This window comes from Streptomyces sp. MMG1121 (assembly GCF_001280015.1).
In the GTDB taxonomy this organism is placed as follows: domain Bacteria; phylum Actinomycetota; class Actinomycetes; order Streptomycetales; family Streptomycetaceae; genus Streptomyces.
The window spans coordinates 143,737-156,693 of the sequence record NZ_LGDV01000251.1 but is presented as its reverse complement, the minus strand read 5'-3'; the positions used below and the strand labels follow the sequence as shown (position 1 = coordinate 156,693).

The window sequence follows — 12,957 nt, the reverse complement described above, 5'->3', positions numbered from 1 at the left end:
CGGGCACGTGGGATGGGTGGGCGTGGGGCGCCGTCATGACGCGAACAGCCGTACCGGCCATGCGGCGTGTGCCTCGGCCATGACTTCCAGCAGTGGTGCCGAAGCCGCGGGCAGCGCGTCGACACCCTCGTCCCGCACCCTTCGAGCCGCCTCCACCGCCGAATCGGCGACGCGATCCAACTCCGGCGCCAGCCGCGCCAGTACTCCCGTCGCGTCGAACGGGTCCAGGCCGAGCAGCCGTACCGTGGCCGTCGCCGGTCCGCTGACGCTCTCGTAGAGCGCGCAGTAGGCAGCGTCCTGCGGGGTGAGCCCGGCCGCCCGTGCCGCCAGCCCCAGCACGACCGGCTGGTGGGCACCCTTGGGGAACTCCCGTGCCAGCGCTTCGAGTTCGGCCGAAGGCCAGCTCGCCCGGGCAGCCCGCAGCAGTTGCCGGCCCAGTCGACGGGCGGCGGTGCGCAGGGCGGGCGACGGGGTGCGGGCATCCGCCGCCGCGTCCAACTCCCCTGCGGCCACGCCGAGTACGGCGGCGGCCGCCAGCGCGCCCGCGACCAGTCCCGCGGTGTGCAGCCGGCCCCGGCAGAAGTCCTCCAGGGTCGCGGCGGAGCTGATCCGGCCCGCCTTGACGGCGGCCTCCGCCCCGCCGGAGTGCGCGTGCCCTCCGGCGGGGAAGCGGCCGTCGGCCAGGACGAGCAGTGCTGCCCTGCTCATCAGAATCCGCTCATCAGAAGAGGAAGTAGCGCTGGGCCATGGGCAGTTCGGCGGCGGGCGTCGCCTCCACCAGTTCGCCGTCGATGTACACCGCGAAGCTGTCGGGGTCTATCCGTACGTCGGGCCGGGCGTCGTTCTCGCGCATGTCGGCCTTGGTGACCCGTCGTGTGGACTCGATCGCCACGAACCGCTTGCCGAGCTGGAGCCGCTCCGGCAGCCCGTCCTCGATCGCCAGCGGGGCGACGAAGTTGACGGAGTTGGCGGCCGGGGCGCGGCCGATCGCGCCGTACATCGGGCGGGGCAGGATCGGCTGCGGCGTGGGGATGGACGCGTTGGCGTCGCCCATCTGCGCATACGCGATCTGCCCGCCCTTGAGCACGAGGAGCGGCTTGACCCCGAAGAACGCGGGCTCCCACAGCACCAGGTCGGCGAGCTTGCCGGTCTCGACGGAGCCGACCTCGGCCGCGAGGCCCTGGGCGAGCGCCGGGTTGATCGTGTATTTGGCGACATAGCGACGGACACGACGGTTGTCGGCACGTCCGTCACCCGGCAGCGCCCCGCGCCGGCGCTTCATGACGTGGGCCGTCTGCCAGGTCCGCAGGATGACCTCGCCGACCCGGCCCATGGCCTGGGAGTCGGAGGAGATGATCGAGATCGCGCCGAGGTCGTGCAGGACGTCCTCGGCGCCGATGGTGGACGGCCGGATCCGGGACTCGGCGAACGCCAGGTCCTCGGGGACGGCGGGGTTGAGATGGTGGCACACCATCAGCATGTCGAGGTGTTCCTCGGCGGTGTTGACGGTGTAGGGCCGGGTCGGGTTGGTGGAGCTGGGCAGCACGTTCGCCTGCGAGACCACGGTCATGATGTCCGGTGCGTGCCCGCCGCCGGCACCTTCGGTGTGGTACGAGTGGATGCCCCGGCCCGCGATCGCGGCGAGGGTGTCGCCGACGAAGCCGGCCTCGTTCAGCGTGTCCGTGTGGATGGCGACCTGGATGCCCGTGCGGTCCGCGACGGTCAGCGCGGCGTCGATGACGGCCGGGGTGGAGCCCCAGTCCTCGTGCAGTTTCAGGCCGGCCGCGCCGCCTCGGATCTGGGAGAGCATCGCCTCGTGCGAGACGGTGTTGCCCTTGCCGAGGAAGCCGACGTTGACCGGGTAGGCCTCCATCGCCGCCAGCATCCGGGCCAGATGCCAGGGACCGGGCGTCACGGTGGTCGCCTTGGAGCCCTCGGCCGGGCCGGTGCCGCCGCCGACCAGGGTGGTGATGCCGGAGGCCAGCGCCTCGTCGGCGATCTGGGGGCAGATGAAGTGGACGTGCGCGTCGATGGCGCCGGCGGTGAGGATCCGGCCGTTGCCCGCGATGATCTCGGTCTCGGGGCCGATGACCAGATCGGGATGGACACCGTCCATGGTGTCCGGGTTGCCGGCCTTGCCGAGCGCGGTGATCCGCCCGTCGCGGATGCCGACGTCGGCCTTGACGACGCCCCAGTGGTCGACGACGACGGCGCCGGTGATCACGGTGTCCGGGGTGCCGTCGGCGCGGGTGGCGCGCGACTGGCCCATGGACTCGCGGATGACCTTGCCGCCGCCGAAGACCGCCTCGTCCCCGGAGTTCACCGGGCCGCCGGAGCGGTCCTCCTCGATCTCGATCAGCAGGTCGGTGTCGGCGAGCCGGATGCGGTCACCGGTGGTGGGGCCGAACAGGTCGGCGTAGGCGCCCCGGGCGATCTCAGGCATCGAGGGCACCCCCGGTCTCCCCGCGCAGCCCGGGCACGATCCGGGCGCCGGCGAGCGGGACGAGTTCGACGTCGGCGGGGATGCCGGGCTCGAAGCGTACGGCGGTGCCGGCGGCGATGTTCAGCCGCTTGCCGCGGGCCGCGGCACGGTCGAACTCCAGGCCGGGGTTGGCCTCGGCGAAGTGGTAGTGGGAGCCGACCTGGACGGGCCGGTCGGCGGCGTTGAGGACCCTCACACGGGTGACCTCGCGGCCGTCGTTGAACGGGACGGCCTCGTCCGCGAACAGGATCTCTCCGGGAATCATCGCGCCCCTCAGATGATCGGCTCGTGGACGGTGACGAGCTTGGTGCCGTCCGGGAAGGTGGCCTCCACCTGGACGTCGTGGATCATCTCCGGGATGCCTTCCATGACGTCGTCCCGGGTGAGGAGCTTGCGGCCGGAGGACATCAGCTCGGCGACCGTACGGCCGTCACGCGCGCCCTCGAGGATGTGCGACGTGATGAGGGCGACCGCTTCCGGGTGGTTGAGCCTGAGCCCGCGGGCCCGGCGCTTCTCGGCCACGTCGGCCGCCACGTGGATGAGCAGCCTCTCTTGCTCGTGCGGGGTCAGTTGCACGTCCCACCTCACAGTCCTCGCTCCGGACCGTGCGGGGTCCGGTTGCCGCAGCCACCGGCACAGGTCTAACACACGGACAAACACCGGGATCGCCAACAATCCGGGCAGAAAAATCGCTGGTGGCGTGGATCGGGAGGTTAGTTCGTCGGAGTTTCAACGACGTTAACCAGACCTTGATCACCCGATGACCGCGTGATGAGACACCCCTTACCCGCGTGCCGCGCGGGTCACGACACGTCCGGCCCCCGGTGCTCGGCGGCGATCCCGAACCGCCGCTGTTCACGCGGGGCGGAACCGGCCTCCCGGACGCCCGAGACCGAGCTGACGATCTGCTCCCCGGCCGGCTCGTCGAGTGCGTCCAGGCGCTCCAGATCGGCAGCCGAGACCAGCGCGACCAGCGGTTTTCCGTGCCGTGTCACAACGACGCGCTCACCGCCGTACACCACCCGGTTGATCAGGTCGGCGAGCTCAGCCCTGGCTTGCGTCACCGGAATCTCGTAGGCCATACCCCCATTCTAACGTCACGTACGTCCTGTACATTTTTTACAGAAGCGGAGCCACACCGGGCCGCGACACCAGAAGGGGTATGACCATGTCCCAGGCATTCGCCCGTTATGTCCTGCCTGAATTCACCGAGCGCACCAGCAGCGGCGCACGCACGCTCGATCCCTACGGCAAGCTCTTCGAGGACCGGATCGTCTTCCTCGGCACCCCGCTCGACGACACGGCGGCCAACGATGTGATGGCGCAGCTCATGTACCTCGAACACGCGGCCCCCGATCGGGACATCACGCTCTACGTCAACTCCCCGGGCGGCACCTTCCAGGCGATGACCGCGGTCTACGACACGCTGCGCTACGTCAGTTGTGACGTAGCGACCTACTGTCTGGGCCAGGCCGCCTCCTACGCCACACTCCTGCTCGCGGCCGGAACCCCGGGCAAGCGGTTCACACTGCCGGGCGCACGCATGGTGATCGAGCAGCCCCAGCTGGCCGAGCCGGCACAGGGCCCGTTCAGCGACCTCCTCATCCAGGCCGAGGAGGCGGCCCGGACGCGGACGCTGATGGAGGAGATGCTCGTACGGCACACCGGGCGCACGGCGGACCAGGTGCACGCCGACCTGGAACGGGACTTGGTCCTGGACGCCCCGGCCGCCCTGGCCTACGGTCTGGTGGACGGCATCGTGCCCAGCCGGCGGAGCACGCCCGGCGCATCGGACGCGAGGTGAGCCGACGATGCTTCCGGAACTGCCGCCGCTGCCCGCACTGACGCGGGCCGAGGGCGAGCTGATCGACCGTTACCTGGAGGCGGCCGACCTGCTGGGACGGATCAACCCCGCCCTCGACGGCGGCACCTACCGGGCTCTGCGCGCGGCCCAGGCCCTGGTGCGCAAGGCGGCAGAGCTGCGTGACGCCCTCGCGTTGATGCACCAGCGGGGCGAGACGGAGCTGCACGGGGACACGCTGGCACGGGCGCTGCGCCTGCTGGACGGCGAACGCCGTACCGCTCGCGTCGCGCTCCCGCCGGACGGCGTCGGCTGATCCGGACGGCCGAGCGGCCCGACGGGACCGCGGTGTCGACACGTGGCGTTCGCACGGGACACGAAACGGCCCGAACGAGCTACCGCCGACCGGTGTATATGCAGATCGTTTTTCGGGTCCCGCGGCTTGCGCACGGCGCGCGTCCGGCCCGCACGCGAAGGCGCTCCGCCCCAGGTCCGGGGCTACGTACGGGATCTGACGGTGCCTCGAACGTCACACTGTCCACCCGAACGGGTGAGTGGTGAGTAACGCCACAAATCCCCGGATGCGTTGGGATTTTCCGACCGCGATGGGTGAAGATCCCTGACTGACGACAAGCCCCCGCCGCAGCGGCGGGGCGATCCGGGCGGACGCCGAGTCCTGCCGCCGCCCGGATGACCGGTCGACAGGAGTGGATCGGCAGGAGTGGAGGACCCGAGCAAGACGGGTCGCCGGAACCGATGTTCGTCTGTGCCTCACATGCAGACGGCCGGAGGTTGCGAGCGGCCCTTGGGGTGAAGCCGCGGCAACGCGGCCGGGCACCTTCGCCAGCCCGAATCCGACAGGTCATCCTTCACAGGCGGCTGACGAAGGGTTGCGCATGACTGCGCTCAATCGTGTCCCGTCGCTCATGGCCCGGGCCGGCACGGCCTCGGCACTCACCCTGGCCGCCGTCGGCGGCTCGATCGCGGTCCCGGGGCTCGCCACCGACGCCTCGGCCGCAAGCCTCGCGACGAAAGCACTCCAGGTGGCGGCCTCCAAAAAGGGCTCCCCGTACCAGTACGGGGCCACCGGGCCGCGCCGCTTCGACTGCTCGGGGCTGACGCTCTACTCGTTCAAGAAGGCGGGCAAGACCCTGCCGCGTACCGCCGCGCAGCAGTACAACAAGACGCACCACATCTCGGCCGGCAGCCGCAGGGCGGGCGACCTGGTGTTCTTCCACTCGGGTTCCAGCGTCTACCACGTCGGCATCTACGCCGGCCACGGAAAGCTCTGGCACGCGCCGAAGAGCGGGGACGTGGTCAGGCTCCAGAAGATCTGGACCAACAGCGTCTGGTACGGCCGGGTCAGCTGACCCGCCGTCACGGCAGGAGCGGCTCCAGCAGCAGGGCCGCTCCCAGCACGGTCAGCGCCACCCCGGTGGCCGCCTGGAGCGCACGGGCGGCCCGGGGCCGACGCAGCCGGCGGCCCAGCCGGTCCACCAGCAGGACGACGACCTGGAACCACGCCAGCGCCAGCGAGAACACGATCAGCGCGAGCAGCAGCGTCCTGGGCAGCGCGTGGTGCCCCGCCGGCACGAACTGCGGCAGCAGGCTGAGGAACGTCGGCGAGGCCTTGGGGTTGAGGACGTTGGTGACGAAGCCCTGCCGGAGCGGATGCCCGGCTTCGCCCGGCGGCTCCTCGGCGCCCTGTCCGGCCCCGCGCAGCGACCCCAGGGTGCGCACTCCGAGACAGAGCACATAGGCGCCGCCCAGCAACTGGACCGCCCGGAACAGCGCGGGCACGGCCACCAGCACGGCCGCGACGCCGGCCACCGCCAGCGTGGCGTGCACCAGCAGCCCCGCCCGCGATGCCGAGCCCGCAGACCGCGCCGGCCCGGCGTGAGACCAGCGCGTTGCGGACGACCACGGCGAAGTCGGCGCCCGGCATGGCGACCAGGCCCGCGGCGATCCCGGTGAAGGCGATGAGCTGTCCGTCCATGCCGTCAGCGTGCCTGACGGAGACCTTCACCAGGTATTTCGAATCAGCGCGGTCTGCCTTAAGCATTGCTTTAGGCTGGAGCCATGTACGACCCCACTCGGCTGGCCGCGCTCGTGGCGGTCGCGGAGGCCGGCTCGATCACCCGGGCCGCCGACCGGCTCGGCTACACGCCGCCCGCGCTCTCCCAGCAGCTGGCCAAGCTGGAGCGGGAGGCCGGTACGGCGCTGCTGGTCCGCCACCATCGCGGGGCCCGGCTGACCGAGGCGGGCATGGTGCTGGTGGCACGGGCCCGGAGGGTGCTGGACGAGCTGGAGCAGGCCCGGCACGAGCTGGCGCGGCTGACCGGCCTCAGCGGCGGCACCCTGCGGCTCGGCACCTTCCCGACCGCCGGGGTGCATCTGCTGCCGCCGGCGCTGAGCGCGTTCCGCCGGGCCCATCCGGACGTGACGCTGTCGGTCGCGGACTACGATCCGCCGACCGGGGTCACGGCGGTGGCGGCCGGCGAGGTGGACCTGGCGCTGACCCACACCTACCACCCGGCCGAGCCCGCCCCCGTGCCGTCGTCGGTGCGCCTGGAGCCGGTGCTGGTGGAGGAACTGGTGCTGGTGACCGCTCCGGGACACGCGCTGAGCAGCGCCGCCTCCCGGCTGCCGCTGGCGGAGCTGGCCGGGCAGCCACTGATCAGCATGGCCCCGCACCATCCGGCCCGCCGCGATATCGAGGCCCTGCTGGCCCGTTCGGGCGCCTCGCCGGCGCTGCTGGTGCCGACACCCGGGTACGCGGTGGTGTGCGCGCTCGTCAGCGCCGGGCTCGGGGTGGCCGTCGTACCGGAGATGGTGGCGCGCACGGCGGCCACACCGGTCGGGGTACGGCCTCTGGAGGCGGGGCCGCTGCACCGGACGATCTCGGTGGCCTACCGTGCGGAGGAGGCGGCGCCGGCGGCGGACGCGTTCCGGGCGCTGCTGCGGGGGGCCTTCGGCCGGGCGGGGCGCTAGCGCTCCGGGAGTGCCACGAAATGTCGTTGGGCGCCCGCGGCGCCGTCGTGGCTGCCCGCGCCCCGCGGCGGAGCCGCTGGTCACACACAGCCCCGCGCCCCTTCGGGGCGCTCTACAGCACCGGCTCCACCGGGGCCGTCCACGGCAGTTCGATCGACACCGTCTTGCCGCCCTCCCGGGTGGGGCGGATGCGGAGTTTGCCGCCGCATTCCGCGGTGAGCCAGCGGATGATGACCATGCCGCGGCCGTTGTCCTGCTGGACGGCGGCGGGCAGTCTCTTCGGGAAGCGCGGATGACTGTCCGTGACGCCGATGCGCAGGTGTTCGTCACGGTCCAGCGCGATGTCGACCGTGAAGGTGGGCGACTGGCCGAAGGTGTGCTGCACGGCGTTGGTGGCGAGTTCGGAGACGATGAGGCGCACGGTGTCCGCCGCTTCGGTGTCCGACGGCAGGCCCCACTCCGCGAGGGTGCCGACGACGTAGGAACGGGCTGCGGAGACCGAGGCGGGATCGCTCGGCAGAGTGACGGATGCTTCCAAATGGTCTGCCATGGCGACGTCGTCCCTTTCCCACGGGATCGCACCGACAAGGAGCGGTTGGTTCGAGTACGGTCCCGGACTGGTGCTTCCTCGTCAGACTGCCATCACCGGGCTGGTCACGGGGGGCATCCACCAAGATATGCATATATCTGTCGCCCGAAGCGGTGAACTCTACGACGCGAGACCGTATTTGGGCGGCCCGGAAGGAGTAAGGAGGAGCCCATGCAGAACGGGCCGGCAGTGCGGCGCCGCAAACTGGGTGCCGAACTGCGCATGCTGCGGACCGGCGCTGGGCTCACGAGCGGTGAGGCGGCCGGGCTGGTCGGCTGGCACCAGTCGAAGGTGAGCCGTATCGAGACCGGGGCCAGCGGGGTGAAACCAGCCGATGTGCGGTCGCTGCTGGACGCCTACGGGGTGCAGGACAGGCATCTGCGCGAGTTACTGCTGATGCTGGCGGGCTCCGAGGACGCGGGTGACCGGCATCGCTGGTGGCACGCCTACCGCGGAGTGCTGCCGCCCACGTACCGGGATTTCATCAGTCTGGAGTCGCAGGCGAGCGCGATGCGCACCCTGGAGACCACGGTGGTGCCGGGCCTGCTCCAGACGCCCGAGTACGCCCGCGCGGTGACCCGGGCGGCCGTGCACGGCCTGGACGAGGAGCGCCTGGACACGCTGGTGGAAGTGCGGCTGGCCAGGCAGGACGTGCTGCGCTCGAGCCGGCCGCTGAAGCTGTGCGCGGTGCTGGACGAGGCGGTGCTGCGGCGCGAGGTCGGCGGTCCCGAGGTGATGGCCCGGCAGCTGGAGCGGCTGACGGAGGCCGCCCGACTGCCCCAAGTCCGGCTCCAGGTACTGCCGTTCGGGGCCGGAGCCCATGTGGGACTCACCGGACCTTTCGTTATCTTCTCATTTCCGAGCACTTCCGATCTGGACGTGGTTGTTCTCGACCAATTGACGAGTAGCCTCTACCTCGAACGGAAAGAAGACCTCCAGGCTTACTCGGAGGCCTTCGACACCCTTCGGTTCCACGCCCTTTCCCCCGAGGACACGTTGGATTACATCGCCGGAATAGGTGACGGCGCGTAAGGAGGCACCATGTCAGCACTGCCTCGGAACGTCCCTGCCAGTACCGACCTGCACGACGTGCGCTGGCTGCGCAGCAGCTACAGCACGGGAGCCAACAACTGTGTGGAGACGGCGCGGCCGTGCTCCGGCCCCCGGGCCGGGCTGCTCGCCGTACGCGACTCGAAGAACCCCGCCGGACCCGCGCTGCTCTTCTCTGCCGCGAGCTGGGCGGAGTTCGCGTCCACCATCTGATCAGAATCGATCACTACTGATCCTTCTCATGCGGAGCACGGCCGTGTCACGCCGACTCATGGTCGCGTTTCGTCGATCACCCGTACAGCGCGTTCGATCTCGGCCCCGGACAGATCCGCGCGGGCGGTCAGCCTCAGTCTCGAGATGCCGTCGGGCACGGAAGGAGGACGGAAGCATCCCACGGCCAGCCCTGCCGTACGGCAGTCGGCCGCCCAGCGCACCGCCTGCTCCGGGGACGGAGCCCGCACGGAGACCACCGCGGCGTCCGGATGCACCGCCTCCAGGCCCGCGGCGGTCAGCCGTGCGTGCAGGTCCGCGGCCACCTCGCGGGCCCGTGCCGCGCGCCGGGGTTCCCGCGCGAGCAGGCGCAGCGCCGCCAGGGCCGCGCCGGCCGCCGCCGGAGCGAGGCCCGTGTCGAAGATGAAGGTCCGGGCCGCGTTGACCAGATGGTCGATCACCCGCGCGGGGCCCAGCACCACCCCGCCCTGACTGCCCAGCGACTTGGACAGGGTGGCCGTGGCCACCATGTCCGCGGCGCCCGCGAGCCCGGCCGCGTACGGCGCACCCCGGCCGCCGTCGCCCAGTACCCCGAGCCCGTGGGCGTCGTCCACGACCAGCCCGGCGCCGTACTCCCGGCACGCCTTGGCCAGCTCGGCCAGCGGTGCCGCGTCACCGTCCACGGAGAACACCGTGTCGGAGACGACGACCGCCGGCCCCTGGCGGGTGGCCAGCGCCTTGCGCACCGCCTCCGGGTCCGCGTGCCCGACGACCTGCCGCTCACCCCGGGCGAGCCGGCAGCCGTCGATGAGCGAGGCGTGGTTGCCCGCGTCGGAGACGATCAGCGAGCCGTGCGGGCCGAGCGTCGTGACCGCGGCCAGGTTCGCGGCGTAGCCGGAGGAGAAGACCAGGGCGGCCTCGAAGCCGCAGAAGGCGGCCAGCTCGCGCTCCAGCTCGGTGTGCAGTTCCGTGGTGCCGGTGACCAGCCGGGACCCGGTGGAGCCGCCGCCCCAGGTACGGGCCGCCCGGGCCGCGCCCTCGGTGACCTCGGGGTGGTGGGCCAGCCCCAGGTAGTCGTTGCTCGCCAGGTCCAGCAGGGGCGAGTCGGCGGGGCGCGGGCGCAGGGTCCGTACGAGTCCGGCGCGGCGGCGCGCCGCGGCCTGGTCGTCGATCCAGCCGAACGCCATGGGTCCTCCGGGGCTTTTGTAGGTAGCGCACAGACACTAGCGGCACGCCCGGCCGCCCAGGGTGTGGCAATACCCACACGGTGAACGGTCTCTGTTGTGCAATCTCTCCTTGGCCCGGGGCGGTCCCGTAGGACAGGATCGGACCTCATGGACCTGCTGAACACGCTGGTGGACAAGGGGCTTCGGCGCGAGCTGCCGACCCGCGAGGAAGCGCTCGCCGTACTGGCCACCTCCGACGACGACCTGCTCGATGTGGTGACCGCGGCCGGGAAGGTGCGCCGGCACTGGTTCGGCCGGCGGGTGAAACTCAACTATCTCGTCAACCTCAAGTCGGGCCTGTGCCCGGAGGACTGCTCCTACTGCTCCCAGCGGCTCGGCTCCGACACCGGCATCCTGAAGTACACCTGGCTCAAGCCCGAGGACGCCTCCCGGGCGGCGGCCGCGGGTCTGGCCGGCGGCGCCAAGCGGGTCTGCCTCGTGGCGTCCGGACGCGGGCCGACCGACCGTGACGTGGACCGGGTGGCGGGCACCATCCAGGCGATCAAGGAGCAGAACGAGGGCGTCGAGGTGTGCGCCTGTCTCGGTCTGCTCTCCGACGGCCAGGCGGAACGGCTGCGTGCGGCGGGCGCGGACGCCTACAACCACAACCTGAACACCTCGGAGTCCATCTACGGGGACATCACCACCACCCACACCTACGCCGACCGGGTGGACACGGTGCAGAAGGCGCACGCGGCCGGTCTGTCCGCGTGCTCGGGTCTCATCGCGGGCATGGGCGAGACGGACGAGGACCTCGTCGACGTCGTCTTCTCGCTGCGCGGGCTGGACCCGGACTCGGTGCCGGTCAACTTCCTGATCCCGGTCGAGGGCACGCCGCTGGCCAAGGAGTGGAACCTGACCCCGCAGCGCTGTCTGCGGATCCTGGCGATGGTGCGGTTCGTCTGCCCGGACGTGGAGGTACGGATCGCGGGCGGCCGCGAGGTCCACCTGCGCACGATGCAGCCCCTCGCGCTGCACCTGGCCAACTCGATCTTCCTGGGCGACTACCTCACCACGGAGGGCCAGGCGGGCAAGGCGGACCTGGAGATGATCGCGGACGCCGGGTTCGAGGTGGAGGGCACCGGCGAGGTGACGCTGCCGGAGCACCGGGCGACAGCGGGCGCGGGCGGCTGCGGCTCGCACGAGAGTGCCGGATGCGGCTCCGTCTGCGGCTCGCACGAGGGGGCGGACGGATGCGGTCACGAAGGTGCTGACGTGTGCGGTACGGCCGCGGCGGACGTCGCCACCGAGGCGCGCACCGACCTCGTCGCCGTCCGCCGCCGGGGTGCCGGGACGGACCTCGCGCCCAATGCCTGAGCTGTCCGGCCCGCCCGGCCCGAGCGTGTCCGAACTGCTGGAGCTGGACCGGCGGCACGTGTGGCATCCGTACGGACCGATGCCCGGACGGGCCGAACCGCTCGTCGTGGAGTCGGCGAGCGGGGTCCGGCTGCGGCTCGCGGACGGCTCGGGCGAGCTGGTCGACGGCATGTCGTCCTGGTGGTCGGCGATCCACGGCTACCGGCACCCGGTCCTGGACGAGGCGGCGCGGCGGCAGCTCGGCCGGATGAGCCACGTGATGTTCGGCGGGCTCACCCACGAGCCCGCCGTACGACTCGCGAAGCTCCTTGTCGACATGTCACCCGAGGGTCTGGAGCACGTCTTCCTGGCCGACTCCGGCTCGGTGTCGGTCGAGGTCGCCGTGAAGATGTGCCTGCAGTACTGGCGTTCGCTCGGCCGACCCGGCAAGCGTCGGCTGCTGACCTGGCGCGGCGGCTACCACGGCGACACCTGGCAGCCGATGTCGGTGTGCGATCCCGAGGGCGGGATGCACGACCTGTGGGCGGGCGTCCTGCCCCGCCAGGTCTTCGCCGACGCGCCGCCCGCACAGTACGAGGAGTCCTACGCCGGCCATCTGCGCGAGCTGATCGCCCGGCACGCGGACGAGCTGGCCGCGGTGATCGTGGAGCCGGTCGTGCAGGGCGCCGGCGGGATGCGCTTCCACTCCCCCGACTACCTGCGGGTGCTGCGCGAGGCGTGCGACGCGCACGACGTGCTGCTGGTGTTCGACGAGATCGCCACCGGATTCGGCCGTACCGGCGCGCTGTTCGCGGCTGACCACGCGGCCGTCACCCCGGATGTGATGTGCGTGGGCAAGGCGCTGACCGGCGGCTATCTGACCATGGCGGCGACACTGTGCACCGCGCGGATCGCCGACGGCATCTCACGGGGCGAGGTACCGGTGCTCGCGCACGGGCCGACGTTCATGGGCAACCCGCTCGCCGCGGCCGTGGCCTGCGCCTCCGTCGAACTGCTGCTGGGGCAGGACTGGCTGTCGGAGGTCAAGCGGATCGAGGCGGGCCTGCGCGAGGGACTGGCCCAGGCCGCGGAACTCCCGGGCGTACGGGACGTCCGGGTCCTCGGCGCCATCGGAGTGGTCCAGCTCGACCACGAGGTGGACATGACGGCGGCCACCCGGGCCGCCGTGCGGGAGGGCGTGTGGCTGCGCCCGTTCCGCGATCTGGTCTACACGATGCCGCCGTACGTCACCTCGGACGAGGACGTGGCACGGATCGCGCGCGCGGTGTGCGCCGCGGCGCGGGAGGGATGA

General features: G+C 71.6%; 15 protein-coding genes, 1 pseudogene and 1 riboswitch. Of the genes and pseudogenes, 8 read left to right on the top strand and 8 right to left on the bottom strand.

Annotated elements, in window-relative coordinates; translation table 11 throughout:
• Nucleotides 1-33: 33 nt before the first annotated feature.
• The 5 genes from ADK64_RS39190 to ADK64_RS39170 form a co-directional block, all read right to left on the bottom strand.
• Nucleotides 34-708: an urease accessory protein UreF gene (locus ADK64_RS39190; RefSeq protein ID WP_053666875.1), complete on the bottom strand. Its 675-nt coding sequence runs from the start codon at nt 706-708 to the stop codon at nt 34-36.
• A gap of 13 nt (nt 709-721) precedes the next feature.
• A complete protein-coding gene (locus ADK64_RS39185; protein WP_053667155.1) occupies nt 722-2,443 on the bottom strand; it encodes an urease subunit alpha in 1,722 nt (573 codons plus the stop codon).
• Complete coding sequence (locus ADK64_RS39180; protein WP_053666874.1) at nt 2,436-2,747, bottom strand: urease subunit beta; 312 nt, start codon at nt 2,745-2,747, stop codon at nt 2,436-2,438. The genes ADK64_RS39185 and ADK64_RS39180 overlap by 8 nt, the downstream gene beginning before the upstream one ends.
• Before the next feature lie 8 nt (nt 2,748-2,755).
• Nucleotides 2,756-3,058 carry an urease subunit gamma gene (locus ADK64_RS39175; protein WP_053666873.1) on the bottom strand — a complete coding sequence of 101 codons (303 nt, stop codon included), beginning with the start codon at nt 3,056-3,058 and terminating at the stop codon, nt 2,756-2,758.
• Between the two features lie 227 nt (nt 3,059-3,285).
• On the bottom strand, nt 3,286-3,564 hold the full coding sequence (locus ADK64_RS39170; RefSeq protein WP_053666872.1) for a type II toxin-antitoxin system Phd/YefM family antitoxin: 279 nt from the start codon (nt 3,562-3,564) through the stop codon (nt 3,286-3,288).
• 86 nt (nt 3,565-3,650) lie between these two features.
• Between ADK64_RS39170 and ADK64_RS39165 the strand changes: the two genes are divergently transcribed.
• From ADK64_RS39165 to ADK64_RS39155, 3 genes are all read left to right on the top strand, one after another.
• Entirely contained in the window at nt 3,651-4,286 is a 636-nt protein-coding gene (locus tag ADK64_RS39165) for an ATP-dependent Clp protease proteolytic subunit (protein WP_053667153.1), read from the top strand.
• A gap of 7 nt (nt 4,287-4,293) precedes the next feature.
• Nucleotides 4,294-4,599 (top strand): hypothetical protein, encoded by a 306-nt coding sequence (locus ADK64_RS39160; protein WP_053666871.1) that lies wholly within the window; start codon nt 4,294-4,296, stop codon nt 4,597-4,599.
• A gap of 441 nt (nt 4,600-5,040) precedes the next feature.
• Nucleotides 5,041-5,177, top strand: a riboswitch (cyclic di-AMP (ydaO/yuaA leader).
• A 2-nt stretch (nt 5,178-5,179) separates the two neighbouring features.
• Nucleotides 5,180-5,653 carry a C40 family peptidase gene (locus ADK64_RS39155; protein WP_053666870.1) on the top strand — a complete coding sequence of 158 codons (474 nt, stop codon included), beginning with the start codon at nt 5,180-5,182 and terminating at the stop codon, nt 5,651-5,653.
• A 7-nt stretch (nt 5,654-5,660) separates the two neighbouring features.
• On the opposite strand, the pseudogene ADK64_RS39150 reads toward ADK64_RS39155, so the two are convergent.
• Nucleotides 5,661-6,279 (bottom strand): annotated as a pseudogene (locus ADK64_RS39150) (LysE family translocator).
• Nucleotides 6,280-6,362: 83 nt separating this feature from the next.
• Between ADK64_RS39150 and ADK64_RS39145 the strand changes: the two are divergent.
• The gene (locus ADK64_RS39145) at nt 6,363-7,274 is read left to right on the top strand and encodes a LysR family transcriptional regulator (RefSeq protein ID WP_053666869.1); all 912 of its coding nucleotides are present in this window, start codon (nt 6,363-6,365) and stop codon (nt 7,272-7,274) included.
• A gap of 112 nt (nt 7,275-7,386) precedes the next feature.
• On the opposite strand, the gene ADK64_RS39140 is transcribed toward ADK64_RS39145, so the two are convergent.
• A complete protein-coding gene (locus ADK64_RS39140) occupies nt 7,387-7,824 on the bottom strand; it encodes an ATP-binding protein (RefSeq protein ID WP_053666868.1) in 438 nt (145 codons plus the stop codon).
• 210 nt (nt 7,825-8,034) lie between these two features.
• Here ADK64_RS39140 and ADK64_RS39135 point away from each other — a divergent pair, with 210 nt between their 5' ends.
• Both ADK64_RS39135 and ADK64_RS39130 read left to right on the top strand, forming a co-directional pair.
• Nucleotides 8,035-8,895, top strand: a complete 861-nt coding sequence (locus tag ADK64_RS39135) for a helix-turn-helix domain-containing protein (RefSeq protein ID WP_053666867.1) — start codon at nt 8,035-8,037, stop codon at nt 8,893-8,895.
• Nucleotides 8,896-8,904: 9 nt separating this feature from the next.
• Entirely contained in the window at nt 8,905-9,126 is a 222-nt protein-coding gene (locus ADK64_RS39130) for a DUF397 domain-containing protein (protein ID WP_053666866.1), read from the top strand.
• A 56-nt stretch (nt 9,127-9,182) separates the two neighbouring features.
• On the opposite strand, the gene ADK64_RS39125 is transcribed toward ADK64_RS39130, so the two are convergent.
• Complete coding sequence (locus ADK64_RS39125) at nt 9,183-10,310, bottom strand: 8-amino-7-oxononanoate synthase (RefSeq protein ID WP_053666865.1); 1,128 nt, start codon at nt 10,308-10,310, stop codon at nt 9,183-9,185.
• Between the two features lie 147 nt (nt 10,311-10,457).
• Here ADK64_RS39125 and bioB point away from each other — a divergent pair, with 147 nt between their 5' ends.
• Nucleotides 10,458-11,666 (top strand): biotin synthase BioB, encoded by a 1,209-nt coding sequence (gene bioB, locus ADK64_RS39120; protein ID WP_053666864.1) that lies wholly within the window; start codon nt 10,458-10,460, stop codon nt 11,664-11,666.
• Nucleotides 11,659-12,957 carry an adenosylmethionine--8-amino-7-oxononanoate transaminase gene (locus ADK64_RS39115; protein WP_053666863.1) on the top strand — a complete coding sequence of 433 codons (1,299 nt, stop codon included), beginning with the start codon at nt 11,659-11,661 and terminating at the stop codon, nt 12,955-12,957. The genes bioB and ADK64_RS39115 overlap by 8 nt, the downstream gene beginning before the upstream one ends.